Genomic DNA, 26912 nt, shown 5'->3' with positions numbered 1-26912 from the left:
GTTCGGCGCCGTCGGGACGCTACGGGTCAGTGCGCTATGTGACTCACCAGGAAGTCAGCCGCCACGTTGACGACCTCGCTGTAGGCCGGCTCCACGAAGCCGTGGCCCCCGCCGTGCACGACGTGCAGCTCGGCGTGGGGGAACAGCGCCGCGGCACGCTCGGAGTACGAGAGCGGCACGGCTTGGTCGCTGTCGCCGTGGCAGATGAGCACGTCGCGAGGGAACGAGGGGATGTGCTCGAAGAAGTCGTAGTCCCAGCAGCTCTGCAGGAACGCCTTGCTCACCGTCGTGGTCATGATGGGGAACTCGTCGGGGATGTCCTCTCGCCTTGGGCAGGCGGCGCGCACGGAGTCGTGCAGGTTGAAGGCGGGATAGAGCAACACGCAGGCGCGCACGAGCTCGGCGTTGGCGCGCGCGGCCATGAGCGTGACGGTGGCCCCCAGGCTGGCTCCCATGAGGAAGACGTTGTCCTCGTCCACGAAGGGCTCCCGCGAGAGCTCCCATGCAACGGACTCGAGGTCGTGCTGCTCGGTGAAGAGCGACATGCCGCCAGGCTGGTCGCTCGAGCGGCTGTAGGGTCCCGAGCCGCAGAAGTCGAAGACGTAGCTGACCATGCCGCGCTCCGCCGCCGTGCGGGCGTAGGGCTCCATGTCACCACGGTTCGTGGCGAGTCCGTGGGAGAAGATCGCGGTGGCTCGCGGGCGACCGTCGTCGAAACCCTCGGGCAGGAAGAGCTTGCCGTAGATGTCCCGGTCCTCGCGCCGGCCCCACCATTCGCGCTCGACGTAGCTTCCCATGTGGCCTCCATCCCCTGCGACGCATGGCGTCGTTGCGCGCATGCGTGGCGCTTGCGCCTGCGGCGGGTCGCGTGCGATGCCATGCGCGGTGTGTTGCGCATTGTGAGGATTCTAGGGGACGACGGGGACGTTGGGTCGGCTGCCGCGCACTTCGACCCACGGACGTAATGCGAGGGAGGATGCCGGCATCCCTCCGCCGTGACCCGTATTGCTGCGGCGCAGTGGTTTGCCGCGGCGCTGTGCCCTGCCGCGACGCGGCGACGTGCCCTGCTGCGATGCTGTACCCTGCCGCGACGCGGCGACGCGCCCCGCTACGATGCCGTACCCTGCTGCGACGCGGCGACGCGCCCCGCTACGATGCCGTACCCTGCTGCGACGCGCCCTCACCCTGCCACCTCTCTCACCCTCCGTTCTCTATGCAAGTTCCTGACTTGTGCGCCCTCAACTCTCGTTCTCTATGCCTTTCTCTGAAATCGCTATTACAAAACCCCAGTTGCGATGTGTTGTCGTTCAGAGAGTTGCATAGAGAACGCCGTATGCGGGGGGGATTCCGCTGCCAACCCGCTGCCGGAACTCACCACCGGAACCCGCCGTTGGAACCTACCATCAGAACTTGCTGTCGGACGGCTGCCAATCACGATGGCCGGGGCGAAGCTCGATTCTTCCAGGCTCGCCCACCCTCGGGACCCCGTAAGCCACAAGCAGACGAGAGAAGCGCTGGTCATCGAGCAGGTCGGCGAACGAGAAGCGCAGGATGCGCGCGCCCTGCGCGCTGATCCTGGATTCCCGCAGGCGCTCGTCGGCAAAGACGTCAACGGCATCTCTCCCCTGCGTCATGCGGGGGTTGCGGTACTTCTCTCGCCCGTCAAACTCGCCAAACACCGTCGCTCCGTCGAGCGCCGCCCAAGCGAAGTCGACACGGTAGCCATGCCAGGGCTCCAGCGGGTCTGGCACCTCGACCTGCAGCTCGGGAAGCATGAAGCCAAGCTCTATCATCGCCCCACGAGCTATCGACTCGCCGCCACTCTCCGCACGGCCATCGGCATAGGACGCCACCACGCGCGCGTGCTTGATGCCGCGAGCTCCCTTGTGAGGTGCCGCGAACAGGGACGTGAGCCACTCCCGTGGTTTTCCGGTCACCCTCAGTGCGGAGTCGGCGAGCGCGAGCCCGCCTCGGAAGTCGAGTCTCCTCAGACAGTCGTAGACGGTCCGCTCCAAGGTCGAGACCCGTATGCCCGCGACGACCGTGCGCTCGTCGCGCCCGATGACGTGCCTTCCGACGTTTCTTGTCGAACGACATGGTGCCTCTTTGCGCGTGGCGACCTCGATGCGACTGGCGGAGCGGTACGAGACGGAGAGCCCATGGACGAGCGCGGCTGAAGCCCCACAGAACACCCAGTCGGGATGGAGTGTCGCGAGCGCCCGAATTCGGCACATCGCGCGCCTGGCCGCATCGAGCCCATCCCAGTGTGCCGCACGTGCGTAGGCAGAGCTCTGGACGCGCGCAAGCTCCCCACGTCGGGTCAGATGGTCGAGACGATTCCGTACGGCCGTGGTGGATGGAACCAGGCAGCTTTCGCGTGCCTCGGCGTCGTCCAGGGCCACTCTCAGCTCGTCCGTCACGCTTCCCTCCACGCCTCCCCCTTCGACGGGAACTACTGGTAAATGGAATGATTTCCCATATGTGGGGAGACGTCCACACCGCCCGTCTGGTTGTTGTTCCGCAAACGGTAGCTTTGCGCTTAGCTGCCACGTTCTCTATGCAAGTTCATGACAGGGCCCCTCCTTCTCTATGCCGTTCTCTGAAATTGTCATCGCAAAAGCCCAGTTGGCGCATGGTCCATTTCAGGAGAATGCATAGAGAACGAAAGGGGGGAACGGGGTCGGCGCGACGGCGGGGGAGAGGCGCGGGCGTCCGGCGCGACGGCGGGGGAGAGGCGGCGGCGCCCCGGCGCGGCGGGACGTGCCGGGAATGCGATAATCGACGGCGCAACGAGTGCGCGTCGCCGGAAGAATCGGTGCAAGGGAGAGGCACATGGCACAGGAGCAGTCGCAGATGTCGATGTTCGCGAGCGGGGACGACCCGGCCGGTACCCCCGTCGGCGTCCCCGCATCGCAGCCCGCCGCGCAGCAGTCGTCAGCCGCCCGCGCCGCAGAGCTCGACCGCATCCTCAAGCACGCCGCGTATCAGTACTATGCCCTCGACGACCCGGAGATGTCGGACGCCGACTTCGACCGCGCCCTGCGTGAGCTGCAGGCCATCGAGGCTGCCCATCCCGAGCTCGCGCGCCCCGACAGCTACACCCAGCGCGTGGGCGGCTACGTGAGCGAGCAGTTCGCACCCGTCCAGCACGCCCAGCGCATGTACTCCATCGACGATGCCATGGACCTGGGTGAGCTCGACGAGTGGCTTGCCCGCACCGACGAGGCCCTGGGCTCCACGCCCGACGCTCCCGTCGCCTACACCTGCGAGCTCAAGATCGACGGCCTGGGCGTGGCGCTGACCTACCGCGACGGCCAGCTGGTGCGTGCCGCCACGCGTGGGGACGGGACCACGGGTGAGGACGTCACGGCAAACGTCCTCACCATCGACGACATCCCGCGTGCCCTGGCGCCCGCAGGCCTCGACGACGTCGCCGACGGCGGCTTTGGCCACTCCATCGAGGTGCGCGGCGAGGTCTACATGCCCAAGCACAGCTTCGTGCGCCTCAACGAAGAGCGCGACGCCGCCGGCGAGCAGGTCTTTGCCAACCCCCGCAACGCCGCCGCCGGCAGCCTCCGCCAGAAGAACGCGGCCATCACCGCCCACCGCGACCTCGAGACCTTCATCTATGCCGTGGCGGACGAGTCCCCGCTGGCCGTGGACACCCAGCACGCCTTCCTCGACTGGCTGCGCGCCTGCGGCTTCCACGTGAACGACCGCGCCGCCCTCGTCACCAGCTCCCGAGAGGTGCATGACTTCTGCGCCGACGCCCTGGCGCACCGAGACGAGCTCGACTACGACATCGACGGCGTCGTGGTGAAGGTCGACTCCTTCGCTGGCCAGGACGCGTTGGGCTTTACCGCCCGCGCCCCGCGCTGGTCCATCGCGTTCAAGTTTCCCCCGGAGGAGAGGCGCACCGTCCTGCGCGAGATCCGCGTCCAGGTGGGCCGCACCGGCGTCCTGACGCCGGTCGCCGAGTTCGACCCCGTCGTGGTCGCCGGCTCGACCATCGCCCGTGCGACCCTGCACAACATCGACGAGGTGCGCCGCAAGGACGTGCGCGTGGGCGACACCATCGTGGTGCATAAGGCGGGCGACGTGATTCCCGAGGTCGTGGGTCCCGTGACCGAGGGCGACCTGGCCGCCGGGCACGAGGCGCGCCCCCTCTGGCAGATGCCCGAGGCCTGTCCCAGCTGCGGGAGTCCCGTGGTCCGCGAGGAGGGCGAGGTCGCCTTCCGCTGTGTCTCGATCGACTGTCCGGCCCAGGCCTCCGAGCGCCTCATCCACTGGGGCAGCCGCAAGGCCATGGACATCGACGGCCTGGGCGACGAGCTCGTGGGCCGCATGGTCGAGCAGGGCCTGCTCACGGACGTCGCGGACTATTACGACGCGCTCAGCGAGGACCTCCTCGCCGGCGTCGACACCGGCCGCGTCTACGAGACGAGCGCGAAGGACCACGAGGAGGGCGACCCGATCCTGGTGGGGAGGACCATCGCCGGCAAGGTGATGGCGCAGGTCGAGGAGTCGAAGGGCCGCGGGCTCTCGCGCGTGCTCTTCGGGCTGGGAATCCGTCACGTGGGGGCCAACGTGGCGGTGCTCCTCGCCGAGCGCTTCGGCAGCATGGCCGCCCTCTCGTCGGCGAGCGAGGAAGAGATCGCGCAGGTGGATGGCATCGGACCCAAGATCGCGGCGTCGGTGCGCGAGTTCTTCTCCGTGCGCGAGAACGTCGCCGTGGTCGAACGCCTGCGCGAGGCGGGCGTCGTGCTCGAGGAGGAGGTCCGCGAGCCCGAGCGGACACAGTCCTTGGCAGGCCTCACCTTCGTGCTCACGGGCACGCTGCAGAACTACAAGCGCACTGATGCGGGCGACCAGCTCAAGGCCCTGGGCGCCAAGGTCTCGGGCTCGGTCTCGAAGAGGACGAGCTTCGTCGTGGCGGGGGAGGCGGCGGGCTCCAAGCTCGCCAAGGCGCAGGAGCTGGGCGTGCCCGTGCTGGACGAGGCGGCGCTTGCGCAGATCCTCGCGACGGGGGAGCCGCCCCAGGCATAGGTCGCGCCAGGCGAGAGGGTCGGGGCTGCTTGGCTGCTGCTCTGTTTGGCGGTGACCAAGCCTGTGGTCCCAATCGCCGTGATAGTAGGGCCATCGCCTCGGTCATTCTCTATACTTGACACTATACTTGTCATTCTTCGAATGGATGAAGGGGTGGAACGATGGCGCAGCTCTCGCTCTATGTGAACGACGCGACTCTTGAGGGGCTTCGCAGCGAAGCAACGCGCGAGCACGTCTCGATATCCAAGCTCGTGGGCGGCATCCTGCGCGAGCGTCAGCTCATGTCTGGATGGCCCTCGGGCTATTTCGACCTCTACGGGTCGCTGCCGGACTTTCCGGCAGAGGACGACGAGGCCCTTGATGCCTCCCTCGACGAGGCCTGCGACTGGTTCGAGGCCTAGCCATGTACCTCATCGATTCCTGCGTACTGGTCGAGTTTCTGCGCGGAAGGCTTCCGGGCACCCTTGAGGCGCTCCGTTCCAGCGACCCGAAGTCCTTTGGCGTTCCTGCGGTGGTCGTGGGGGAGCTCGCGTATGGCACGGAGCGCTCCGGAAACCCCTCGAAGTCAAGGCTTGCGGTGGAGAGGCTCCTGGCACCCTACCGGGTGTTGCCCTTCGATGACCGCTGCGCCTGGACCTATGGCAGGATTCGACAGGACCTCGCGGGCAAAGGTATGGTCATAGGGCCCAACGACCTGCTCATCGCCGCGACCGCACTTGCGAACGGAGCGACACTCGTGACGAGGAACGTGAGGGAGTTCAAGCGCGTGGACGGACTGCGGGTCGAGTGCTGGGACGAGTTCGAGATTCCCGACGACGTGCCGCCCCAGGCGTAGGTCGCGCCAGGCGAGAGGGTCGGGGCTGGGCGACGGCGCACGCCTTGCGGTCGCATGCCGCATCGATTCCGTCCCTCTCGCCTTGTCAGTCTTCAGGTTTTCAGAAATTTGTCAATATAGTTTCAGATTACCAAGAATGTGGTCGCCCTTTGGTGGGCCGCCATGGATTTTAAGCTAGCTTACGATTTCGACTCGCATAATGCCTCCAACCCAGCCTCCAGACGCCGTGACGGCCACCCTGAGCTGGGCGAGGAGAGGAGGCAGCATGCAGTTCGTTTTCAAGCGCAACGAGCTCAAGTACCGCCTGCGGGAGGACCAGCGCAGGCTCCTCGAAGAGCTCCTGGCGGCACACATGGAGCCTGATGCCCATGGGGCGTCCACCGTGCGCAACGTCTACTACGACACCCCCACCCACCTTCTGGCCCGACGCTCCGAGGAGCACCCGCTCTACAAGGAGAAGCTCCGACTGCGCAGCTACGTGCCCGCGCGCGAGTCTTCCCTCGTCTTCCTCGAGCTCAAGAAGAAGTTCGATGGGGTGGTGTACAAGCGTCGCGCGACCCTTCCCCTCGCCGCCGCGGAGGCCACGCTCGTCGGCGAGCGGGCACCCCAGGGGCAAATCGAGTGCGAGATCGCCACGGCGGCGTCCGTCTACGAAGGCTTGCGTCCGGCGATGTACCTCGCCTACGAGCGGGAGGCCTTCTTCGCCCGCGGCGACCATGACTTCCGCGTCACCCTCGACCAAGGCATCCGCTGCCGCTGGGACGACGTGAGCCTGGCGGGCCCCACCGACGGCGAGCTGCTCATTTCCCCCGGCGAGACGCTGATGGAGCTCAAGAGCAGCCGGGCCCTGCCCCTCTGGATGGTCGAGTTCCTTGTCTCCCAGAGGATCTTCAAGGCGAGCTTCTCGAAGTACGGGGCCGCCTGGCGACTTCAGTCCTCCCGTCGTCCCCTGCGCCAGCAGGTCCTGTCGACAGGCGGGAGGGAAGGTCTGCCTCTGGTGTCGGGTCCCCGTGCCGGCGAGCAGGTCCGTGCCAAGCTTCGCCGCGGCATAGCGCCCTACGTCATCCAACGAGGCTAGAGGAGGAACCCAGCCATGTTCGAGACGCTCTTCAACGACACGAACCTCAGCAACGCCACCACGGCGCAGGACGCCTTCGAGTTCGTCGTCTGCATGCTCGTGGCCCTGGCGCTGGGGCTCGCCCTCGCCCTCATCTACGGCTACCGCGGCCGACACACCCGGAGCCTTGCCATGTCCCTGGTCACCCTTCCCGCCATCGTCGCCGTGGTCATCATGATGGTCGACGGCAACGTGGGGACCGGCGTCGCAGTTGCCGGAGGTTTTAGCCTGGTGCGCTTTCGCAGCGTCCCCGGCCAGGCTCGCGACATCGCCTACATCTTCCTGGCCATGGCCCTGGGCCTGGTTTGCGGCATGGGCTACCTGGCGCTCGCCGCGATCGTGACCGTGGCCATAGGCGGCTGCAACCTCGTGCTCCAGGCAGTCGACTTCGGCCACGGGACCGAGGACGATCACCTCAGCCTGCGCGTGACCATTCCCGAGGACCTGGACCACACCCACGCCTTCGACGACCTACTCGAGCGCTACACCAGCCAGCATGAGCTCGTCTCGGTGAAGACCACCAACATGGGCAGCCTCTACAAGCTCGTCTACGACGTCTGTCTGCGCGAACCGGAGCAGGGGCGGCCCCTCATGGACGAGCTGCGCTGCCGGAACGGCAACCTCGAGGTTGCCCTTGCGCATCGGGAGGTGGCGGGAAATGAGATGTAGGAGACGCAACGAAGGTGGGGAGCCCACGGGGGCTCGCACGGGTGACTTCGGACAAGGGGAGAGGTGCGGATTGGTCGCGGCCACTTCCCAGGGGCGTATGCATGGCCTTCGTGGTGGCGTCATCGTCGCAGGCTTGGCGTTCGCCCTCGCTGCGACCCCGCTCACAGGCTGCACCGCAAGCGCCGTGCAGTCATCGACTGCGACGGGCGCTTCGACGGAGTCCGGATCGACCAGTTCCGTTGCGAGTGGGACGGCGATCAGCCTGGTGGATGCAAGCTCCCAGTTCACCGACCGCGACCTCGATGCCAGCTATGACGAGTCGGGCGCCACGCGCGTCGAGCTCGCCGACTCGGGGTCGAAGGTCACTGGCGACGGGGCGAGCGTGGACGGCGGTACCGTGACCATCACCGAGAGCGGCACATACGTCGTCAGCGGCAGCCTGTCGGATGGGCGGATAGTCGTGAGCGCGGGGGAGGAGGACAAGGTGCAGGTCGTGCTCGACGGTGCGAGCGTGGGCAGCTCCTCGAGCGCCGCCCTCGTCGTGACGCAGGCCGACAAGGTATTCCTGACCCTGGCTCAGGGCAGCCAGAACACCCTCACGGCAAGCGGTGCGGACGTCGAGTCGGACTATGGCAACGTGGATGGCGCCGTCTTCTCGAAGTCAGACCTCACCATCAACGGCGATGGCAACCTGAGCGTCTCGAGCTCGCAGGGCCATGGCATCGTCTGCAAGGACGACCTGCGGCTGGTGGACGGCATCGTGGACGTGAGCGCGGCGGGCCATGCCATCCAGGCCAACGACAGCGTCCGCGTCAACGGCGGCGCCTGGACCCTCACGGCAGGCACGGATGGCATCCATGCCGAGAACGACGAGGACTCCTCGAAGGGCTACGTCTACCTCGCCGGAGGCTCGCTGGGCATCACCGCAGGCAGCGACGGCATCGACGCGGGCTCGGTCCTGCAGGTGGATGGGGGCAGCGTGAGCGTCGCCGCCCAGGACGACGGGCTCCACGCCGAGTACGACCTCGCCATCAACGGTGGCAGCGTCAACGTCACCCAGAGCTACGAGGGCGTCGAGGGCGCGCGCGTCAGCATCACGGGCGGCGAGACGAGCGTCGTCTCGAGCGATGACGGCCTCAACGCGGCAGGCGACCCGACGGGGTCTACGGGCACTATGGACGCTACGGGCGTGACGAGCGCGACGGACTCGACGAGCGTGACGGACTCCGCCCAGTCCGGTCAGGCACCGTCGGCGCCGAGCGGTGGCATGATGGGCTCCGACTCCAGCGCATCCATCCTCATCAGTGGCGGAAGGGTGGTGGTGAACGCCGAGGGCGACGGCATCGACTCCAACGGCGACCTCACCATCACGGGGGGCGAGACCTACGTGAGCGGCCCCACCGGCGACGGCGATGGAGCCATAGACTACGGCGACGGCTCCACGGCCACCATATCGGGCGGCATCGTCGTGGCGGCGGGCTCCGCGGGGATGGCCGAGGGCTTCTCGGCCTCCTCCTCGCAGGGAAGCATGCTGGTCGCAGCCTCGGGCGACGCCGGTGATGTGGTGACCCTCAAGGACTCCGGCGGAGAGACGCTCGCGTCCTTCTCGCCTGCCAAGTCCTTCGCCTGCGTGCTGGCCAGCGCTCCGGGCGTGGAGTCCGGCAAGAGCTACAGCCTCGAGATCGGAGGCAGCTCGACCGAGGTGACCATGGACGGCACGACCTATAGCGACGTGAGCGCCGCCATGGGCGGCGGTGCTCCGCAGGGCGGAGGCGGCCAGACGGGCCCGGGCCAGCCAGGGTTCGCCCCCGGAGGCGGCTCGACTTCGGGCGACGCGCGGATCGATCCGGGGCTCCTCTCGCCTGATGGCCGGTGACTCGGGCGCTAACCGCGCAGATTACGGCCAGTTTGCGCGCGAAAGAGAGAATAACCAGGTAAATTGATCATCCTGAGCAGTTCGCAGATGGGCTGCGCGGGACGGGACATAGGAGTTGGAGCGAACGGCGCCCCCACGCCCTGCACACGTGGGGGCGCTATAGTGTGGCGCATGAACACGATACTCTTCTCCCTGGCGCTCATCCTGGCCGTCTGTGCCTTCGCGCCCTTCCTCGCCAGCCTCGTGCCCGGCCGTGCCGTGCCCGAGGTGGTCTTTTTGGTCTTTGCAGGAGCCATCCTGGGCGCGCACGGCCTCAAGGTCATCAACACCTCGAGCGTCGCGCTCAGCCTGGTGAGCGACCTCGGGCTGGGCTTCCTCTTCCTCAAGGCGGGCTACGAGATTGACCCCCGAGAGCTGGTGGGCCACTCCGGGCGCGTCGCCGCCGCGTCGTGGGTGGCCTCCCTTGCCGTGGGCAGCGCCCTGGTTCCGCTCTTCGCCAACCTCGGTCTCTCCGACCCGGCGGCGTGGATGGCCCTGGCCATCGCCATGACCACCACCGCCTACGGAACCCTCGCCCCCATCCTGCGCGACCGTGGTCTCACGGAGACCCGCGTGGGCAGGATCGTCACCGTGCACGGTGCCTTCGGGGAGCTCCTGCCCGTCATCGCCATGTCCTTCCTGCTCTCGTCCCGCTCCACCACGCGCACCCTGGCGAGCTTCGCCGTCTTCGGGCTCATCGCCCTCCTGGTCCTGGGGCTCTCCGCCAAGGCGAAATACGTCGGCGCGCGCTTCTGGCGCTTCCTGGTCAACGACGTGGGACATGCCTCCCAGCCGCTCCTGCGCATGGTGTCCGCCGTGCTGGTGCTCCTGCTCCTGGCCGTCACCTACTTCGACTTCGACGCGGTGCTCGGCGCCTTTGCAGCCGGCTTCATCCTGCGCGCGCTCTTCCCCGAGGGAAACGAGCAGATGGAGGAGAAGATCGACATCATCTCGAATGGCTTCTTCCAGCCGGCCTTCTTCGTCATATCTGGCGCGGGGATCGACCTCGCGGCCGCGACCCAGAACCTGCCGCTGCTCTTCGGCTTCATGGGCGCCCTGGTCCTGGTGCGCGGGGTCATGGTGGCGCTCTCTCTGCGCCTGGACCCCGGGACCCGCGACCTGGGTTGGCGTGAGCTCGTCTCTGTTGCTGCCTACTGCACCATGGCGCTGCCCCTGGTGGTGGCCGTTACCTCCGTCGCGGTGGAGGGCGGGGTCATGGCGTCGCAGAGCGCGTCGGTGCTGGTCACCGCCGCAGCGCTCACGGTGCTGGTCATCCCCGTGCTGACCTCCTTCGTCCGAGTGGCGGACGAGGCCGATGTCGCGGCGGCGGTGCTCGAGGTCGCGCACGGCGAGGGGAGCCTCAGGGAGGTCGTGGAGGGCCACAGCAGGGCCTACCAGGAACGGCAGCGCGTCTTTCGGGAGCAGCGCCGCCTGGGCAGGAGTCGCGGCCTGCAGATCAGCTCGGCAGACTACCTTGCCGGCAGGGGCAGGGCCTCGCGTGCGGAGGGCCACCGTCCCCAGAGTCCCCAAGAGTAGGGGAGAGGGGCGGCGCCACGCGCTCGCGCCGCCGAGCCAGGCTGCGGGCCCACGTCGCTCGGGCCTCCTTGCCCCAGGCTCCGGACCGGGCCGCATGCCGCCGGTCGTCAGGTTGCTCGGGCGCTGCCCAGGCCGCTAGGCCTCCTGGGGCCTGCCGTCGTAGTCGACGCGTCCCGCCAGCTCCCGCAGGGCCTCGACGTCGCGCGTGACGAAGGCCTCCGCCAGGTCGGGCCAGGCGTCCAACGCCGCATAGAAGAGGTCGGGGAAGCTCTCGAACCGCCGCTCTCCCGTCGAGGGGTCCGCCCATTCGTGACGGTCCAGGTTTGCGGCAGGGCAGTCTCCGCCCTCCCAGACGGGATGGGCGAGGGACGCCAGCTTGGAGTGAGGGCGCACGAGCCTCTCCACTGCCATGAGGGCACGACCCCGAGGCGAGCCCACGGGCTCGATGGCGCGGTACAGGAGCTCGTAGTCGTGGGTGCAACCGGCGTACTCCTCCGCGTCGAGCGAGACGCCGTAGACCTGCCAGGCCAGCTGGGAGAGCAGGGCGCCCGCGACGCGGTCGATGCGCTCCGTGCGCGCCAGCATGTCGGCGGGAGGCGCCTGGACCACGGTCTGGCGGCGCAGCTCCCAGAGGAGCCAGCTGTCGATGTCGGTCTCGATCAGGCTGTGGACCTCGCTCTGTGCGTCCTCGAGCCCGTCCGCCGCCGCGATGATGGTCGCCTGCTGGGCGTACACGAAGGCATGGGAGCCGCTGTCCAGCGCGTAGTGGCTGAGCATGCCCAGCGCGAAGGCGCGGCCACAGGTCTTGTCGTCCTCGCGCAGGTGGCTCACGGCGTCGCGCAGGGCGAGGAAGGCGTCGAGCACCTTCTGGCCGTGCATGAGGCTGCCTAGGCGATGGCAGGTGGCAGCCGTTCGGGGAAGGGTCGAGAAGCGCGCGAAGAGAGGGTCGGGACCCTGGTTGCCCAGGAGGAAGGCTAGGAGGTCCTGCTCGTCTGCCAGAATCCCCTGGGGCAGGAGGGCGGCCGCCTCCTCGCCAAACAGGTGGTGCGTGATAAGTGCCGGCATCGTGCTGCTCCTTGCCTCGTCCCATGCGGATGACTGGGCTACAGGGTAGACCATTTTGTGACCGTGGCATCGAGTCCGTCCCATCGGGCCGGGCAGTCGTATAATCGCGTTTCTGTGCAAAATCGCGAGCGCAGTTGGGGGGTTGTGCCGTGTCCATCGCAGGAATATTCATCCTGGGCCTCGCGCTCTCCGCCGCCGCTTTCGCCGTCACCATATCCAACAGCTTCGTGTACGGCGGCGAGCGCCGTTCGCGCCTGCTGCTCATGCCGCTCTTCTTCGGTGCCTTTCAGGCGCTCATGCCCCTTTTGGGCTATTACCTGGGAGAGCTCGCGGCGGAGCTGATCGAGGCCTACTCCGGAGTGGTGACCCTGGTCATCCTGGGGGTCATCGGGGGCAGCATGGTGCGCGAGGGCGCGGCGGCGCTCATGGACCCAAGCTCCAGCGAGGCCTGCCAGGTCGCGGTGGTCTCGGGGAAGGACGGGAGCGCCTCTCGCCTGACCATTGCCACGCTGCTCTTCCAGGCGGTCGCCACTGCAATCGACGCCTTCGCCGTGGGCGTGTCGCTCAGGGCCATGGCCGTCAACCTGCCGCTTGCCGTGGGCGTCATCGGCCTCACCACGGCAGCCTGCTGCGTGGTCGCGCTTGCCATCGGCCGCAGGCTCGGCTGCCTTTTGGGAGACCGCGCCGAAGTGGCGGGCGGCGTCGTGCTCGTCATCATCGGCCTGAGGGCCTTCCTGGGGTAGACGGCGCGCCCCTTCGCCGTGCGAGGTGGGTGGGGCGAGCACGTCGAACGCGTTCGTCTGCCGCGCGACTACGTCCAACGCGTTTGTCCGCTATGCGACTACGTCGAACGCGTCAACCCAGTGCGCGACTACGCTCAGCGCGTCTATTTGATGTTCGACTACGTCGAACGCGTCTGAGCGCCGCGCGCCAACTGGGCAAACGCGGAGGCATCAGACGCGTTGGACGCTGTCAATGAAATGAGACACGCGTTGGACGTCGTCGGCAAGGTGAGACACGCGACGGACGCACTTGCGGGCAGCACGCACGCGCGGCGGCCTAGACGTAGAAGAGCATCCTGTTGTAGCTGGGCACGGGCCAGTAGTCCCTGCCGCAGATCCTCTCCATGCCGTCCACCAGCTCGCGCAGCCGCGCCATGGCGGGGATGACCTCGTCGCGGTAGAAGTCGTCCTGCTCCTTGCAGCTTGCGATGCCATGCGCGTGGGAGTTCTTCTCCTCGAGCTCTGCCACGGCCTCGTGGATGGCGTTGATGCCGTCGGTGAGTGCGACCACGGTGGCCTTCTCGGCCGTCGCGGCGATGCCGATCTCGGCCTTGGCGGCGACGGAGGTCGCGATGTCGCCCGAGTAGCTGAAGAGGGCGGGCAGGTACAGGTGGCGCGCCATGTAGACCATGGTGTTCGCCTCGATGTTGATGAGCTTCGCGTACTGCTCGGCGGCGGCGGCGTAGCGCGCGCGGCTCTCCGCCTCGCTGAGGACGGAGTACTTCTCCATGAAGGCGATGTTCTGGGGCTCGACCATGCAGGGGAGGGCGTCGGGCGTGGTCTTGAGGTTGAGGAGCCCGCGCCGGGCCGCCTCCTCCTCCCACTCGTCGGCGTAGCCGTTGCCGTCGAAGATGACGCGCTGGTGGTCGCGGAAGGTGTGACGCACGAAGCGCATGGCCACCTGGGTGAAGTCGCCCAGCTCGTCGATGCGGTCCGCCACGTAGGAGCAGAAGCGGTCGCACTGCTCGGCCACGGCGGTGTTGAGCACCACATTGGGGTCGCTCAGGTTCTGCTGGCTGCCGCACATGCGGAACTCGAACTTGTTGCCCGTGAAGGCGAAGGGGCTGGTGCGGTTGCGATCGGTGTTGTCGCGCAGCACGTCGGGTAGGGCGGGCACCCCCAGGTCGACGAGCTCACGGTCGTGGGACTCGGCGTGCTCCTTGCGGATGAGCGCGTCGACGACAGGCGAGAGCGCGTCTCCCAGGAAGACCGAGATGATCGCCGGGGGCGCCTCGTTGGCGCCCAGGCGGTGGTCGTTGCCCGCGGACGCGACGGAGGCGCGCAAGAGGTCGGCGTGCTCGTCGACGGCCGCGACCAGGCAGGCGAGGAAGACGAGGAACTGCAGGTTGTCCTCGGCCTTGTCCCCTGGTTCGAGCAGGTTCTCGCCGTCGGCGGAAAGAGACCAGTTGTCGTGCTTGCCCGAGCCGTTCACGTACTCGAAGGGCTTCTCGTGCTCCAGGCAGGCCAGGCCGTAGTGGGTGGCCAGAAGCTTGAGCTTCTCCATGGTGATGAGGTTGTCGTCGATGGCGAGCGGCCCCTGCTCGAAGATGGGCGCGAGCTCATGCTGGCAGGGCGCGACCTCGTTGTGCTTGGTGCGCGCGGGCACGCCGAGCTTCCAGAGCTCGTCGTCGACCTCCTTCATGAAGGCGTTGACGGAGGGGCGGATGGCGCCGAAGTAGTGCTCTTCGAGCTCCTGGCCCTTTGCGGGCTCGCAGCCGAAGAGGGTGCGGCCGCAGAGGATGAGGTCGGGACGCGCCTCGTAGTCCTCCTCCTTGATGAGGAAGTACTCCTGCTCGGGGCCGCAGGTGGTCACCACGCGCCGCGGCTCCTTGCCGAAGAGCGCCAGGACGCGCTTGGCCTGCTTCTCGAGGGCCACCTCGGAGCGCAGGAGCGGGGTCTTCTTGTCCAGCGCCTCGCCGGTGTAGCTGATGAAGGCGGTGGGGATGCAGAGCACCTCGTCCTTGATGAAGGCGGGGCTCATGGGGTCCCAGACGGTGTAGCCGCGGGCCTCGAAGGTGGCGCGCAGGCCGCCGTTGGGGAAGCTCGAGGCGTCCGGCTCGCCCTGGACCAGCTCCTTGCCCGAGAACGCCATGAGCACGGTGCCGTCGTCCTTGGGGTTGATGAAGCTGTCGTGCTTCTCGGACGTGATGCCCGTGAGCGGCTGGAACCAGTGGGTGAAGTGGGTGGCGCCCTTCTCCAGCGCCCACTCCTTCATGGCATGCGCGACCTCGTTGGCGATGTCGAGGTCGAGGGGCTTGCCGTCGTCGATGGTCTGCCGGAGCTCGCGGTAGGTCGGCTTGGGAAGCCGGTCCTGCATGTCCGCGTCCGTGAAGACCAGGCTGCCGTATTCCTCGGAAACCTTGTCCTTTGACATGGTGCCCCCAATTCCCCTGTGAGCCCGCGCTCCGCGGTGGCCCGGGCCTGCGTTTCTTTCCGAAAGGTACACTACCTGACCCCTGTTAAAGGGGAGTGAACGGCCACCGACACGAAATGCGGGCATTGGCCGCGCTCGGGTGCCCCGCCTGCCCCATGCGCTCGCGACTTGGCGTGGCTGGGTGAGAGGGGACGCGTCGTTCGCGGGTGGGGCGACGATCCCCGTGAGGGTCTCCGCAAAGGCCGCCGTTCCTCTCGTCCCAAAAGGAGCTCGTCCCTCTCGCCCCAAAAATGTTAGTAATTAGGTAACATTAAAGCGAAGAGGCCAGGGGCGAGAGTGACCGCATTCCCTCCCGCAGCTGGCACGAGGGCGCAGGAAGCGCCACCGGAAGAGAGGGGAAGCACTGATGCCAGACAGCAAGAATGGGGCCCTGACCGTCGCCGTCGTGGGCTGCACCCACGCGGGGACCTTTGCCACCCAGTCGATCCTCGCAGCACATCCCGACTGGCAGGTCCACGTCTTCGAGCGCAACGACACGCTCTCGTTCCTCTCCTGTGGCATCGCGCTCTGGGTGGGCGGCCACGTGTCGGACCCCAGGCGCATGTTCTACTCCTCGCCGGCGGCCCTGGCCGAGCTCGGCGCCACCATGCACATGCGCTGCGACGTGACCTCCGTCGACCTGTCGGCAAAGACCCTGGCCTGGCGCGAGCTCGACGGCGAGGGCGAGGGGACCCTCCCGTTTGACAAGATCGTCGTCACCACCGGCTCCAAGCCCGTGATTCCGCCCATTCCCGGCCTGGCGGAGGGCTTCCAGGCCGGTCGCGTCCTGCGCTGCAAGAACTGGGACGACGGTCGCCAGATCAAGGAGAGGATGTCCGACGCCAGGTCGGTCGCCGTCTTGGGCGCGGGCTACATCGGGGCCGAGCTCGCTGAGCAGGCCTCACTCATGGGTGCGAAGGTCACGCTGATCGACGGCCTCGATCGCGCACTCGCGAAGAACTTCGACGAGGACGTCACCCGCCTGGTCGAGGAAGCCTACCGCGACCATGGCGTGGAGCTGGCCTTCGGCCAGATGGTCGAAAGGGTCGAGGCGGATGAGGCGGGGGTCAGCGTCACGAGTGGTGGGGTCGAGCGCCGCGTCGACTACCTGATCATGGCCGCGGGCTTCTCTCCCCGGACCGAGCTCTTCCAGGGCAAGCTGGACATGCTGCGCAACGGGGCCATCAGGGTGGACCCCTACATGCGTGCGACGCTGCTCGACGAGGACGGCATGCCCGAGGCGGAGCCCTGTCAGGACGTGTTCGCGGCGGGTGACAGCGCCACCGTGCTCTACAACCCCACGGGCGAGGACGACTACATCCCCCTGGCCACCAACGCGGTGAGGCAGGGGCTGCTCGTGGGGGCCAACGCCGTCGAGCCCACGAAGGCCTACCTGGGCACGCAGGCGACCTCGGCCGTGCAGCTCTATGACCTCTCGCTCGCGGCGACGGGGCTTACCGTGGCGGGCGCTGCGGCGCGTGGCGTCGAGGTCGCCTCCACCACGCTGGTGCAGGACTTCCGTCCCGACTTCATGCTCACCACCGAGCCCGTGACCTGCGTCCTGACCTGGGACCCCACGACCCGCGAGGTCAAGGGGGCGCAGTTCGCCTGCAGGCATGACATCTCTCAGGCCGCGAATGCGGTGTCGATCGCGATTCACAACCACAACACCATCGACGAGCTGGCGGGCTTCGACTTCTTCTTCCAGCCCAACTTCGGCCAGCCCGTCAACTACGTCGGCGCCGTGGCCATGCAGGCCGTGGCCGAGGCCGACGCAGTGCGGTAGGGCCGGGAGACATTCGGCGGGGTCGGGGTCGTCCGGCCGGGCTGGGTCCCGGCCGGGTGGCCTGGCCTATCTCGTCCGATTCGTTCAGAACTCGCTCGAGATTGCAGTTTGCTGTCATCTCGGGCGAGTCCTGAACGGTTGGCTGGAGCGCGGCGTGCCGAAAACGTGCCTGCCCCGTTCGACAACGTCCAACGCGCGCTACTTTTGCCCGACAGCGTCCAATGCGTCTGAGCAAGAATCGCGACCTGCGAGTTCTCTGGTGCCTTGGACGTGTCGGACACTTTCGAGCAGCTGAGACGCGCGCCGGACGTCGTCGAGGACCCTATCCCAGGCTCCTCGCCCCTTCCGCTGCCGTCCCGGCCCGCGGGTACAATGTGGCCTGGGGCCATCGCGCTCGCGAACGTCCCTCGACCACAGCAAGGAGCACCCATGCCAGACCAGCCAAGCACCGAGGCCGCCCAGGCCCAGCCCACCGCGCAGCCCGCGGAGCAGCGCACCATCGCCGTGATCGACGGCAACTCGCTCATGCACCGCGCCTTCCATGCCATCCGCCAGCCCATGAGCGCGCCGGACGGACGCTCCACCAACGCCCTCTTCGGCTTCTTCAACATGTTCGTCAAGTTCGTCGAGACCTTCCGCCCCGATGGCATCATCTGCGCATTCGACAAGGGCCGGCCGCAGGTCCGTATTGACATGCTGCCCCAGTACAAGGCCCAGCGCCCCCCCATGGACCCCGACCTCCACGAGCAGTTCCCCATGGTCAAGGAGCTGCTCCGCGCGATGGACGTGCCCGTGGCGGAGCTTCAGGGCTGGGAGGGCGACGACATCCTGGGCACCCTCGCCCGCAGGGGAGAGGAGGCCGGCTACCAGATGCTGCTGGTCACCGGCGACCGCGACATGTACCAGCTCGCGACCGAGAGGGTGCGCATCGTCTCCACCAAGAAGGGCACCTCGGACGTCGCCATCATGACGCCCGAGAGCGTGGACGACCTCTACCACGGCGTCACGCCCGAGCTCGTGCCCGACTTCTACGGCCTCAAGGGAGACAGCTCGGACAACATCCCCGGCGTTCCCGGCATCGGTCCCAAGAAGGCGGCGGCCCTCATCGTGCAGTACGGAAGCCTGGACGAGGTCATAGCCCATGCGGACGAGGTCAAGGGCAAGATGGGAGAGAACCTCCGCGCCCACGTGGACGACGCCCTTCTTAGCCGCAAGGTCGCCACGATCCGGACCGACGCGCCGCTCGAGCTCGAGCTCAAGGACGCTCGCTTTCCCACCTTCGACCCGGCAGAGGTGGCCGAGGCCTTCTCTGCCCTTGGGTTCACGGGCATGACCGGGCGCATCGTGCGCCTTGCCGGCGTCGAGGACGTCCCGGAGCAGTCGCCGGCCCCTCAGGTCGCCCTCGATGCCCCGCTCGAGGGCGACGACGCGCGCAAGGCCCTGGACGTCGCCCTTGCCGCCGGCGAGTGGCTGGGCGCCTCCTTCGAGGAGGTCGAGGGCCCTGGTGGCCAGCTGGCGCTTGACCTGGGCGACGGCAAGACCCTGACCGTCTGGGTCAGCACCGAGGCCGCGCTGCTCAAGTTCGCCGCCTCCGACGCCACGAGCGCCCTCGCCCGCATCGCGTGCGAGGGTCGGCTCGCCTCGGGCGACGCGAAGGCCCTGCTGCACCTGGCCTGCCCCTATGACTCCTCCGAACCCGCCCTCGTTGAGGTCGGCGAGCTGGACGCCGCGCGCATCTTCGACGTCGGCGTGGCAGGCTACCTGCTGGCGTCGGACGATGTGGACTTCTCGCCCGTGGCCCTTGCCGGGGCGTACCTCGACGTGCCGCTGCCCGCCGCGACGGACGAGGTCGGCAAGGCGGGCGTCGACGCGCTTGCGGCACGCCTCCTTAGGCCCGAGCTCGCGCGCAGGCTCGAGGAGGACGGTTCCCTCAGGCTCTTCCAGGGACTCGAGATGCCCCTGCTCCCGGTGCTCCTGCAGATGGAGCGCTGTGGCCTGCACGCCGACCCCGCCGCGCTCGCGGCGCAGTCCGCGGAGCTCGGGGAAGAGATCGGCTCGATGGTCGCGGCGGTCAAGGCGGCGGCGGGGGAGGACTTCAACCTCGACTCCCCGCAGCAGCTGAGCCATGTGCTCTTTGACGTGTGGGGACTTCCCACCCTCGGGCTGAAGAAGACCAAGAAGGGCTTCTATTCCACCAATGCCAAGACCCTCGAGAACCTGGCGAGCGAGGACGGGCGCGTGCGCACGGTGCTCGACTACCGCGAGCGCGCCAAGATCAAGAGCACCTACCTGGACGCGCTGCCCGCGTTGATCCGCAAGGACGGCCGCATCCACACCACGCTCAACCAGACCGTCGCGGCGACCGGCCGGCTCTCCAGCTCCGATCCCAACCTGCAGAACATCCCCACCCGTTCCGAGCTGGGACACCGCGTGCGCACGGCCTTCACCGTGCCCGAGGGCAGCGTGTTCCTCGCCTGTGACTACTCCCAGATCGAGCTCAGGCTGCTCGCCCACCTCTCTGCCGACGAGCACTTGGTCGAGGCCTTCTGCGAGGGCGCCGACTTCCATGCCGCAACCGCGGCGCGCGTGTTTGGCGTGCCTGTCGAGGAGGTGTCGCATGAGCTGCGCAGCCGGGCCAAGGCGGTCAACTTCGGCATCGTCTACGGGCAGCAGGCGTTTGGCCTCTCCAGTTCGCTGCACATCTCACGCGACGAGGCCCAGCGGATGATTGACCGCTACTTCGAGGTGTACCCCGGCGTTCGTGCCTTCCTGGACGCCCAGGTGGAGTTTGCCCGCAAGAACGGATGGGTCGCCACGTCCTTCGGACGGAAGCGCCACATCAAGGACATCAACAGCCGCAACTTCCAGCTGCGCTCCTTTGGCGAGAGGACCGCCATGAACCACCCCATGCAGGGAACGGCGGCTGACATCATCAAGATCGCCATGGTCCAGGTGGCCGCGCGGCTCCGCGAGGAGGGGCTGCGCTCCAAGCTCGTGCTGCAGATCCACGACGAGCTGGACTTCGAGTGCCCGAAGGACGAGGTGGAGGCACTCTCGGCCCTGGTGAAGGAGACCATGGAGGGCGTCGTGAAGCTGCGCGTCCCGCTGATTGCCGACGTCTCCTTCGGCTCCAATTGGGCGGAGGCGAAGTAGGGGGCATCGGACGACCACGTTGGGCGACCACGTTGGGCGGCCACGCCGGCAGCCTCCATCGTCGCTGGTAGATGGGACCTTCTCCTCACAAGAACCGTATGGGGAGAGGGTCCCACTCTCATTCCGTGGGGAGAATGACCTCTTTTCATGCTAATAAGTTTGCCATGTCTAACTATCTGTCATACACTGTGGGCGATAAAGTTAGACAAGACTAACTAATGCCATATGGACTCGACCTTGTCGGGATTCGAAAGGAAGACCCGTGAGCTACATGGAACGATATGCCTCCCTCGACGGGAGCCGCACGGCGCGGCTCGCCCTTCTGGCCCATGAGGCACTGCCCTGCATCGTTGCCCTGGCCTGCGCCTTCATGCTGAGCCTCGCCCTCTCTGGCTGCTCGGGAGGCACCCCTACCACGGACGCCACAACGAAGGACGCGGCTCAGAAGCCCGTGGTCCTGACCACCTTCACCGTCATCCAGGACATGGCACAGAACGTCGCCGGCGACCATCTGGACGTCCAGTCCATCACCAAGCCTGGCGCCGAGATCCACGACTACGAGCCCACGCCCGACGACATCAAGCGTGCCCAGGGGGCGAGCCTCGTGCTCGAGAATGGCCTGGGCCTCGAGCGCTGGTTCGAGAAGTTCATGAGCGACTCCAGCGCACGTCGCGCCAACCTCTCCGAGGGCGTCGAGCCCATGCAGATCTCGGAGGGCGAGTACCAGGGCAACGCCAACCCGCACGCCTGGATGTCGCCCAAGAACGGCATGGTCTACGTTGACAACATCGTGAAGGCCTTCTCGGAGCTCGACCCCGAGCATGCGGATGACTACAAGGCCAACGGCGAGAAGTACAAGAAGGAGCTCCAGTCCGTCGCCGACGAGATGGAGAAGGGCCTTGCTGGCCTGCCCCAGGACCAGCGCACCCTGGTGACCTGCGAGGGGGCGTTCTCGTACCTCTGTCGTGACGCCGGCCTCTCGGAGGTCTACCTCTGGCCCGTGAACGCCGAGAACGAGGGCACGCCCCAGCAGATCGCGAACGTGGTCAGGCGCGTGAGGGAGTCCAAGGTGCCCTGCGTGTTCTGCGAGTCCACGGTGAGCCCCAAGGCTATGCAGCAGGTGGCGGACGAGACCGGCGCCGCCTTCGCGACGGATGACCGGCACGTGCTCTACGTCGACTCCCTCTCGGAGGAGGGCGGCGTGGTGCCCAACTACCTCGAGCTGCTGCGCTACGACGCCCGCACCATCGTGGACGGCCTCACGGGAGGGGTACGCTGATGTCGCACGCCACCTCAAGCGACTCCCTCCGCGTGGAGGGGGTCACCCTGCGGTACCCGCGCGCCATGTACCCGGCGCTCGAGGACGTGAGCATCGGCCTCGCGAAGGGCAGCCTCTGCGCCCTCGTGGGACCCAACGGGGCGGGCAAGTCGACGCTCATGAAGGTGATCATGGGCGTCGAGAGGCCCCAGCGGGGGAGCGTCAGCTTCGACGGCCGCGACTCGGCGCAGGCACGGCGCCTGGGGCTCGTGGGGTACGTGCCACAGCGCGACGTCTCGGACGAGGGCTTCCCCCTCTCCGTGGAGGACGTGGTCATGCTGGGGCGCTACGGCAGGCTCGGACCCCTGCGTGGCCCCTCTCGCGCGGACCATGCCGCGGTGGACGAGGCGATCGCGCGCGTGGGCCTGCAGGACCTGCGCTATCGTCCGATCGCCTCCCTCTCCGGGGGGCAGACCAAGCGCATGTACGTCGCGCGTGCGCTGGCGCAGCAGGCACGGTTCATGCTGATGGACGAACCCTTCGCCGGTGTCGACAAGAGCTCCGAGGCCACGCTCGCGTCGCTCATGCGCGAGCTTTCGGGCGAGGGAATCACGCTGCTCGTGGCGGTGCACGACCTGCACATGGTGGCAGAGGAGTTCGACCAGGCCATCCTCCTCAGGCGGTCCGTGATCTTCCAGGGTCCCGCGTGCGAGGCGCTCAGGCCGGAAGTGCTTTCCCGTGCGTTCTCGGTGGACGACCACCGCGCCCGCGAGCTGGTGGCCTGATGGAAGGCGTGGCAGCCCTCGAGCTGCTCTCGTTCGCGTTCATGCAGCGCGCCATCGTCACGGGCCTTGCCACGGCCCTCGTCTGTGGCGTCATCAGCTGCTACGTGATACACGTGGGCTGGTCGCTCATGGGCGACGCCATATCGCATGCCGTGCTGCCCGGCGTGGTGGTCTCGTACATGCTGGGGCTTCCCTACGCCGTGGGTGCCGTCGTCGCGGCGCTCCTCGCGGTGGCGCTCATCGGAGTGGTGAGGAGGAGCGGGCAGATACGCGCCGACACCTCCATGGGCATCGTGTTCACCACCCTGTTCTCGCTGGGCACCGTGCTCATCTCGAAGGTCCCCAGCCAGGTGTCCCTCTCGCACATCCTCTTCGGCAACCTCCTGGGCGTCGGCGTGCCCGACATGTACCAGGTGATCGTACTTGGGTCCATCGTGCTCGCGGTGCTCCTGCTGCTCAGGCGGGACCTCGTGCTCTTCGCCTTCGACCCCATGCACGCCCAGGCGCTGGGGAAGTCGCCCCAGCTGCTGAGCGGCATTCTCCTGTGCGCCCTTGCCGTGACCGTCGTGGTGTCGCTGCAGGCCGTGGGCATCATCCTCTCCGTGGCGATGCTCGTCACCCCGGGTGCCACGGCGCGCATGCTGACGGACAGCTTCTGGAAGATGCTGTGGCTGTCGCCGCTCGTCGCCGTCGTCGCCACCGTGCTGGGCATCTGGGCGAGCTACGTCCTCGATGCCTCCTCGGGCGGCATGATCGGTGTGGTCCTGGGCCTGCTCTTCGCGCTGGCCTGCGTCTTTGGTCCCCATGGGCTGATCGCCGAGCTGCGTCACAGGAGCAGTCTGACGTAGGGGCTGGTCTCTCGCGCGGTGCGGGCCGCCCGGCTGTCGTACAATGGCCCGCACTGCGTGAGCCGCATGGGGCGGCTTGCGGGAGGCGAGAGGAGCCAACCATGATGCATGTGGTCGTCTACACGGACGGCTCCTCGCGCGGCAATCCCGGACCGGGCGGCTACGGGGCGGTCATGCGCTACGTCGACCCCGCAGGCACGCTGCACCAGAAGGAGCTCGCCCAGGGGTATCGGCGCACCACCAACAACCGCATGGAGCTCCTGGGGGTCATCGCGGCGCTCGAGGCGCTCAAGCGGCCCTGCGAGGTCGAGGTCCACTCGGACTCCCAGTACGTGGTGAACGCCTTCGCCAAGGGCTGGGTCTGGGGGTGGCTCAAGAAGGGCTGGAAGACGGCCAGCAAGCAGCCGGTCAAGAACCCCGACCTCTGGAAACGTCTGCTGGCGGCGGCGAAGCCCCACGAGCTCAGCTGGCATTGGGTCAAGGGACATGCGGGGGCCGAGCTCAACGAGCGCTGCGACGAGCTTGCCACCTCTGCCGCCGACGGCCTGCTGGGACCCCTCCTTGAGGATGCTGGCTTTGAGGGGTAGGCCTTCTCGTCTGCCTTGCGCGCCTCGCATGGTCATTTTGCCAAGTGCTATAGTTTGCCACGTCAAACTTATGGTCCTTGGAGGAATCGCATGGTCGTAGACGTCATCATCATCGTCGCCGTTCTGATTGGCATGTTCTTTGGCCTGCGCCGTGCCGTGGGAACTGCCACTGGCAGGCGTGACTGCTGCTCGGGCGATGCCAAACCGAGTGGGAAGAAGTTCCGCGCGACGAGGATCGAGGACACTGACGAGGCGCACTACCCTTACGCGACGGACCTCACCGTTGCGGGCATGAGCTGCCAGAATTGCGCGCGGAACGTCGAGAACGCCCTCGATTCGATTGAGGGCACCTGGGCGCGCGTCGACCTCGACACGCGGACCGCCCACGTCCTCTCGAAGCAGCCTGTCGACCTCGACGCCTATAGGGAAGTGGTCTCGGAGTCAGGCTACCGCGTCATCTCCTAGGCACACCTGTCAAAGGTGGACGTCGGCTTGGTCGTCGGACTTGGGATGCGGGCCGCAGGCGCCTGAGGGGCAGCGGGCGCTTGAGGAGCGACGTGCCTAGGTAAGAGGCGCCTTGAGATGGGGCGCCATGGGCATCTCCTCGTAGATGAGGTGGTACTTCTCCTCCACAAGGGCCAGGAAGTCGGCGGGGGTGATGGCAGGGACGGCCGAGCGCTCGAAGCCCTCCACGTTGCGGGTAAGGATGTAGTCGGCACCCACCTTCTGTGCCGCCCTACTTACGACGCAGTCCTCGAAGTCTTCCCAGCCCTGCTCTGCTGCCCAGCGGATGTCCTCCCCATCTATGGCGCATGTCTTGACCAGGGAAAGGCATTCGACGATTGATCTCTGTACCGTCTTGCTGCTCATCTGCTTTCGTGCAACATAGAAGATGTCCGCGTATGACTTGGCGGACGCCCATAGCTCCGCATCGCGAAAGCAGCTCATGACATAAACCCTTTTCCAGTCCTCGACAAAGGGCTGTCTCGTCTCGAAGAAGTCGAGCAGGACGTTAGTATCAACCAAGAGCTTCATAGTCAGCCCGCTTTCCTTCGGCGATGATTTCCTTGTAGTCGTGAGGGTCCCAGCCCCCGACAGGCGTGGGTAGTGCCACAGCCGCAAATGCGGCCTCGATCTGCGCCCGGATCTCTGGCGTGATGATGCGTACGGTCTTCTGGGGCTCCCCTCCTGCTGCGGGAGCGGAAGGCTCCTGGTCGGGCAGTGACTCATGTCTCAGCACGTAGTCGTAGGCTGCGTTCACGAGCTTCGTGGGGCTCGAACCGATGCGCTTCAGAATGGCGTTTCCCTGGTTGCGAACCTCGACGGGCACGCGCGCGGTGACCATGGCGTCCATTGCAGCTCCTCTCCTCTATTTTATGGTAATATTGTAATACAGAAGAGAAGGCAAGAGCTGTTTTTCTGTGGGCTTTCTGCTGGTTCGCTCAGGTAAGGGACATGAGCTCGATGACGACGCAGGCAAGCACGACGACTACGATTGCCCAAATGAACCATCTCGCCACGACGAGGAGGCGCGCCCAGAGGGGGAGCGGGAGTCGGCGGGAACGGATGGGCCTCTCCTCTTGGAGCTTCGCCCTGCTCGATTCGATCTGCCGCCGATCCTCCTCGAGCATCTCGCTCCACCAAGAGCTGCCCTCGACGGGCTTCCAGGGTTCCTTCCAATTGGTGCCCGGCAACATGCCGACCGCCTCCTCGTGCGACGGGGCTACAGGGACGTGTCCGTCTTGCCAATCATGATGTTGAGGATCTCGACGTCGGTTGGGTGCATGCCCACGCGTCCCACATAGCCCATGGACCGGATGGTCTCCTCGGCGTCCTTGCCCACCAGGCCGTCGCCCGCGAGGAAGTTGTCGTCCGCGAGCGCCATGTCGCAACCCAGTATCGCCGCGTCGACGGCAGCCGATATCTTTGCCGCGCAGCTGGGCTTGGCACCGTCGCAGACGATGCCGCCCACGTTGGCCAGGGTGTTCACGATGGTCGCCTCGAACTGCGCGAAGCTCCCGCCGCGCAGGTAGCAGATGCCGGCGCCGGCGCCACAGGCTGCACTCACCGCGCCGCAGAAGGCGCTCAGCTCGCCGATGAAGTACTTGACGTGCACGGCCACGAGGTCCGAGAGCGCGACGGCGCGGACCAGCGTCTCGTGGTCGCTCCAGAGCTCGTGGGCGTATTCGAGCACGGGCTGCGAGCAGGTGATCCCCTGGTTTCCGCTGCCACAGCAGATGGTGACGGGAAGGGGGCAGCCGCTCATGCGGGCGTCCGACCCCGCAGCGGCGGTCGCGCGGGCCTTGCACGAGATGTCGTTGGGACGGCTCGCGAGCAGCGTGGAGCCGATGTTCGCGCCCCAGCGGTCCTCGAGCCCTGCCTTCGAGATGGTCTGGTTGGTCTCTATCTGTCCGCTGATCAGCTCGTCCACGTCAGACAGCTCGAGCTCGTGGGCGAAGTCCCAGACGGACCTGAGCGAGAGCGCCGAGCGGTCCGCCGCAGGCCTCTCGCCTGCGTCCTCACCCGGTCCCCCCGAGGTGGTCGCCACGCCCGTCGCCACCCCGTCAAGAGAGAGCTCGCAGACGTTGGTGTGGCGCTCCTCGATGCAGGCGGCGGCCTCGTGGCCCTGGCCGAGGGCGACCACGCGGACGTAGAGGTTGGGCACGCCCTCCGCGAGCTCGACCTCGCAGCGGCCCTCCTCGACGAGGGAGCGCGCGTCCCGGCGGTCCTGCTCGCTCACGCTCTGGAGCACCTCGAGCGAGCCGTCGGGGTCCCCACCCATGGCGCCGAGGGCGGCTGCTGCTTCGATGCCGCGCATGCCGCCGGAGTTGGGCACGGTGACGCTCTTCACGTTCTTGATGATGTTGCCGCTGCAGGCGACCCTCAGGCGCTCGGGGCGCTGCCCTAGCGTGCGGGTTGCGAGGGCGGCCGCGAGGGCAACGGCGATGGGCTCGGTGCAGCCCAGCGCGCAGACGAGCTCCTCGTTGAGGATGGCGACGTGGTTGAGGTACGAGCTTCGGTCCATGCGGGTCTCCAGCTAGGATGGGCGTGCGCGTCTTGACAGGATGCACTGTATATCATGTGCGAACGTGCGGGCGGGCCAGAAAAACTGCGCAC

23 protein-coding genes are annotated in these 26912 nt (G+C 67.1%); 15 read left to right on the top strand and 8 right to left on the bottom strand.

Going from position 1 to position 26912, the window contains the following annotated elements; all coding sequences use genetic code 11:
* Positions 1-26: 26 nt before the first annotated feature.
* Together Q5923_RS07000 and Q5923_RS06995 are read right to left on the bottom strand one after the other, a co-directional pair.
* Positions 27-797 (bottom strand): S9 family peptidase, encoded by a 771-nt coding sequence (locus Q5923_RS07000; RefSeq protein WP_062529629.1) that lies wholly within the window; start codon positions 795-797, stop codon positions 27-29.
* 606 nt (positions 798-1403) lie between these two features.
* Positions 1404-2432, bottom strand: coding sequence for a hypothetical protein (locus Q5923_RS06995; RefSeq protein ID WP_303133073.1), 1029 nt, complete (start codon positions 2430-2432; stop codon positions 1404-1406).
* A 400-nt stretch (positions 2433-2832) separates the two neighbouring features.
* Between Q5923_RS06995 and ligA the strand changes: the two genes are divergently transcribed.
* From ligA to Q5923_RS06960, 7 genes are all read left to right on the top strand, one after another.
* Positions 2833-5046 (top strand): NAD-dependent DNA ligase LigA, encoded by a 2214-nt coding sequence (gene ligA, locus Q5923_RS06990; protein ID WP_303133072.1) that lies wholly within the window; start codon positions 2833-2835, stop codon positions 5044-5046.
* A gap of 161 nt (positions 5047-5207) precedes the next feature.
* Positions 5208-5447 (top strand): hypothetical protein, encoded by a 240-nt coding sequence (locus Q5923_RS06985; RefSeq protein WP_009277905.1) that lies wholly within the window; start codon positions 5208-5210, stop codon positions 5445-5447.
* 2 nt (positions 5448-5449) lie between these two features.
* Positions 5450-5881, top strand: coding sequence for a type II toxin-antitoxin system VapC family toxin (locus tag Q5923_RS06980; RefSeq protein WP_062529638.1), 432 nt, complete (start codon positions 5450-5452; stop codon positions 5879-5881).
* A 265-nt stretch (positions 5882-6146) separates the two neighbouring features.
* Entirely contained in the window at positions 6147-6959 is an 813-nt protein-coding gene (locus Q5923_RS06975; RefSeq protein WP_072499824.1) for a polyphosphate polymerase domain-containing protein, read from the top strand.
* A 15-nt stretch (positions 6960-6974) separates the two neighbouring features.
* Entirely contained in the window at positions 6975-7667 is a 693-nt protein-coding gene (locus tag Q5923_RS06970) for a DUF4956 domain-containing protein (RefSeq protein WP_062529642.1), read from the top strand.
* A 265-nt stretch (positions 7668-7932) separates the two neighbouring features.
* A complete protein-coding gene (locus Q5923_RS06965) occupies positions 7933-9543 on the top strand; it encodes a carbohydrate-binding domain-containing protein (RefSeq protein ID WP_159430784.1) in 1611 nt (536 codons plus the stop codon).
* A 171-nt stretch (positions 9544-9714) separates the two neighbouring features.
* On the top strand, positions 9715-11118 hold the full coding sequence (locus tag Q5923_RS06960; protein ID WP_303133068.1) for a cation:proton antiporter: 1404 nt from the start codon (positions 9715-9717) through the stop codon (positions 11116-11118).
* 135 nt (positions 11119-11253) lie between these two features.
* Here the strand turns inward: Q5923_RS06960 and Q5923_RS06955 are convergent, their stop codons facing one another.
* On the bottom strand, positions 11254-12183 hold the full coding sequence (locus Q5923_RS06955) for a zinc dependent phospholipase C family protein (protein WP_072499827.1): 930 nt from the start codon (positions 12181-12183) through the stop codon (positions 11254-11256).
* Positions 12184-12332: 149 nt separating this feature from the next.
* Here Q5923_RS06955 and Q5923_RS06950 point away from each other — a divergent pair, with 149 nt between their 5' ends.
* The gene (locus tag Q5923_RS06950; RefSeq protein ID WP_072499828.1) at positions 12333-12926 is read left to right on the top strand and encodes a manganese efflux pump MntP family protein; all 594 of its coding nucleotides are present in this window, start codon (positions 12333-12335) and stop codon (positions 12924-12926) included.
* Between the two features lie 316 nt (positions 12927-13242).
* On the opposite strand, the gene Q5923_RS06945 is transcribed toward Q5923_RS06950, so the two are convergent.
* Positions 13243-15339 (bottom strand): glutamine synthetase III, encoded by a 2097-nt coding sequence (locus Q5923_RS06945; protein WP_072499829.1) that lies wholly within the window; start codon positions 15337-15339, stop codon positions 13243-13245.
* A gap of 406 nt (positions 15340-15745) precedes the next feature.
* Between Q5923_RS06945 and Q5923_RS06940 the strand changes: the two genes are divergently transcribed.
* The 7 genes from Q5923_RS06940 (at position 15746) to Q5923_RS06910 (ending at position 24260) form a co-directional block, all read left to right on the top strand.
* Positions 15746-17164, top strand: a complete 1419-nt coding sequence (locus Q5923_RS06940) for an FAD/NAD(P)-binding oxidoreductase (RefSeq protein ID WP_072499830.1) — start codon at positions 15746-15748, stop codon at positions 17162-17164.
* Between the two features lie 429 nt (positions 17165-17593).
* The gene (gene polA, locus Q5923_RS06935) at positions 17594-20317 is read left to right on the top strand and encodes a DNA polymerase I (RefSeq protein ID WP_303133066.1); all 2724 of its coding nucleotides are present in this window, start codon (positions 17594-17596) and stop codon (positions 20315-20317) included.
* A 271-nt stretch (positions 20318-20588) separates the two neighbouring features.
* Entirely contained in the window at positions 20589-21596 is a 1008-nt protein-coding gene (locus Q5923_RS06930; RefSeq protein ID WP_303133093.1) for a metal ABC transporter substrate-binding protein, read from the top strand.
* Positions 21596-22360, top strand: coding sequence for a metal ABC transporter ATP-binding protein (locus Q5923_RS06925; protein WP_009277893.1), 765 nt, complete (start codon positions 21596-21598; stop codon positions 22358-22360). The genes Q5923_RS06930 and Q5923_RS06925 overlap by 1 nt, the downstream gene beginning before the upstream one ends.
* The gene (locus Q5923_RS06920; protein WP_009277892.1) at positions 22360-23208 is read left to right on the top strand and encodes a metal ABC transporter permease; all 849 of its coding nucleotides are present in this window, start codon (positions 22360-22362) and stop codon (positions 23206-23208) included. Before Q5923_RS06925 ends, Q5923_RS06920 begins: the two co-directional genes overlap by 1 nt.
* A gap of 104 nt (positions 23209-23312) precedes the next feature.
* Positions 23313-23795: a ribonuclease HI gene (gene rnhA, locus Q5923_RS06915; RefSeq protein WP_040656809.1), complete on the top strand. Its 483-nt coding sequence runs from the start codon at positions 23313-23315 to the stop codon at positions 23793-23795.
* Positions 23796-23885: 90 nt separating this feature from the next.
* On the top strand, positions 23886-24260 hold the full coding sequence (locus Q5923_RS06910; protein WP_009277890.1) for a heavy-metal-associated domain-containing protein: 375 nt from the start codon (positions 23886-23888) through the stop codon (positions 24258-24260).
* 96 nt (positions 24261-24356) lie between these two features.
* On the opposite strand, the gene Q5923_RS06905 is transcribed toward Q5923_RS06910, so the two are convergent.
* The 4 genes from Q5923_RS06905 to Q5923_RS06890 form a co-directional block, all read right to left on the bottom strand.
* Entirely contained in the window at positions 24357-24830 is a 474-nt protein-coding gene (locus Q5923_RS06905; RefSeq protein WP_303133063.1) for a PIN domain-containing protein, read from the bottom strand.
* Positions 24814-25149 (bottom strand): hypothetical protein, encoded by a 336-nt coding sequence (locus tag Q5923_RS06900; RefSeq protein WP_009277888.1) that lies wholly within the window; start codon positions 25147-25149, stop codon positions 24814-24816. The genes Q5923_RS06905 and Q5923_RS06900 overlap by 17 nt, the downstream gene beginning before the upstream one ends.
* 88 nt (positions 25150-25237) lie before the next feature.
* Positions 25238-25426 (bottom strand): hypothetical protein, encoded by a 189-nt coding sequence (locus tag Q5923_RS06895; protein WP_232202813.1) that lies wholly within the window; start codon positions 25424-25426, stop codon positions 25238-25240.
* A gap of 92 nt (positions 25427-25518) precedes the next feature.
* Complete coding sequence (locus tag Q5923_RS06890) at positions 25519-26820, bottom strand: serine dehydratase subunit alpha family protein (RefSeq protein WP_303133060.1); 1302 nt, start codon at positions 26818-26820, stop codon at positions 25519-25521.
* Positions 26821-26912: the final 92 nt, after the last annotated feature.

It is taken from the genome of uncultured Olsenella sp. (assembly GCF_959602185.1).
Taxonomy (GTDB): domain Bacteria; phylum Actinomycetota; class Coriobacteriia; order Coriobacteriales; family Atopobiaceae; genus Olsenella_I; species Olsenella_I phocaeensis.
The sequence above is the reverse complement of the archived record's forward strand: the minus strand, read 5'-3'. Positions and strand labels throughout refer to the sequence as shown.

What these genes read in the sequence shown, in the direction of transcription:
- Q5923_RS07000 (WP_062529629.1), bottom strand. Translation starts at nt 797, where the DNA reads ATGGGAAGCTACGTCGAGCGCGAATGGTGGGGCCGGCGCGAGGACCGG.
- ligA (WP_303133072.1), top strand. Translation starts at nt 2,833, where the DNA reads ATGGCACAGGAGCAGTCGCAGATGTCGATGTTCGCGAGCGGGGACGAC.
- Q5923_RS06985 (WP_009277905.1), top strand. Translation starts at nt 5,208, where the DNA reads ATGGCGCAGCTCTCGCTCTATGTGAACGACGCGACTCTTGAGGGGCTT.
- Q5923_RS06980 (WP_062529638.1), top strand. Translation starts at nt 5,450, where the DNA reads ATGTACCTCATCGATTCCTGCGTACTGGTCGAGTTTCTGCGCGGAAGG.
- Q5923_RS06975 (WP_072499824.1), top strand. Translation starts at nt 6,147, where the DNA reads ATGCAGTTCGTTTTCAAGCGCAACGAGCTCAAGTACCGCCTGCGGGAG.
- Q5923_RS06970 (WP_062529642.1), top strand. Translation starts at nt 6,975, where the DNA reads ATGTTCGAGACGCTCTTCAACGACACGAACCTCAGCAACGCCACCACG.
- Q5923_RS06960 (WP_303133068.1), top strand. Translation starts at nt 9,715, where the DNA reads ATGAACACGATACTCTTCTCCCTGGCGCTCATCCTGGCCGTCTGTGCC.
- Q5923_RS06955 (WP_072499827.1), bottom strand. Translation starts at nt 12,183, where the DNA reads ATGCCGGCACTTATCACGCACCACCTGTTTGGCGAGGAGGCGGCCGCC.
- Q5923_RS06945 (WP_072499829.1), bottom strand. Translation starts at nt 15,339, where the DNA reads ATGTCAAAGGACAAGGTTTCCGAGGAATACGGCAGCCTGGTCTTCACG.
- Q5923_RS06940 (WP_072499830.1), top strand. Translation starts at nt 15,746, where the DNA reads ATGCCAGACAGCAAGAATGGGGCCCTGACCGTCGCCGTCGTGGGCTGC.
- polA (WP_303133066.1), top strand. Translation starts at nt 17,594, where the DNA reads ATGCCAGACCAGCCAAGCACCGAGGCCGCCCAGGCCCAGCCCACCGCG.
- Q5923_RS06930 (WP_303133093.1), top strand. Translation starts at nt 20,589, where the DNA reads ATGGAACGATATGCCTCCCTCGACGGGAGCCGCACGGCGCGGCTCGCC.
- Q5923_RS06925 (WP_009277893.1), top strand. Translation starts at nt 21,596, where the DNA reads ATGTCGCACGCCACCTCAAGCGACTCCCTCCGCGTGGAGGGGGTCACC.
- Q5923_RS06920 (WP_009277892.1), top strand. Translation starts at nt 22,360, where the DNA reads ATGGAAGGCGTGGCAGCCCTCGAGCTGCTCTCGTTCGCGTTCATGCAG.
- rnhA (WP_040656809.1), top strand. Translation starts at nt 23,313, where the DNA reads ATGCATGTGGTCGTCTACACGGACGGCTCCTCGCGCGGCAATCCCGGA.
- Q5923_RS06910 (WP_009277890.1), top strand. Translation starts at nt 23,886, where the DNA reads ATGGTCGTAGACGTCATCATCATCGTCGCCGTTCTGATTGGCATGTTC.
- Q5923_RS06905 (WP_303133063.1), bottom strand. Translation starts at nt 24,830, where the DNA reads ATGAAGCTCTTGGTTGATACTAACGTCCTGCTCGACTTCTTCGAGACG.
- Q5923_RS06900 (WP_009277888.1), bottom strand. Translation starts at nt 25,149, where the DNA reads ATGGACGCCATGGTCACCGCGCGCGTGCCCGTCGAGGTTCGCAACCAG.
- Q5923_RS06895 (WP_232202813.1), bottom strand. Translation starts at nt 25,426, where the DNA reads ATGCTCGAGGAGGATCGGCGGCAGATCGAATCGAGCAGGGCGAAGCTC.
- Q5923_RS06890 (WP_303133060.1), bottom strand. Translation starts at nt 26,820, where the DNA reads ATGGACCGAAGCTCGTACCTCAACCACGTCGCCATCCTCAACGAGGAG.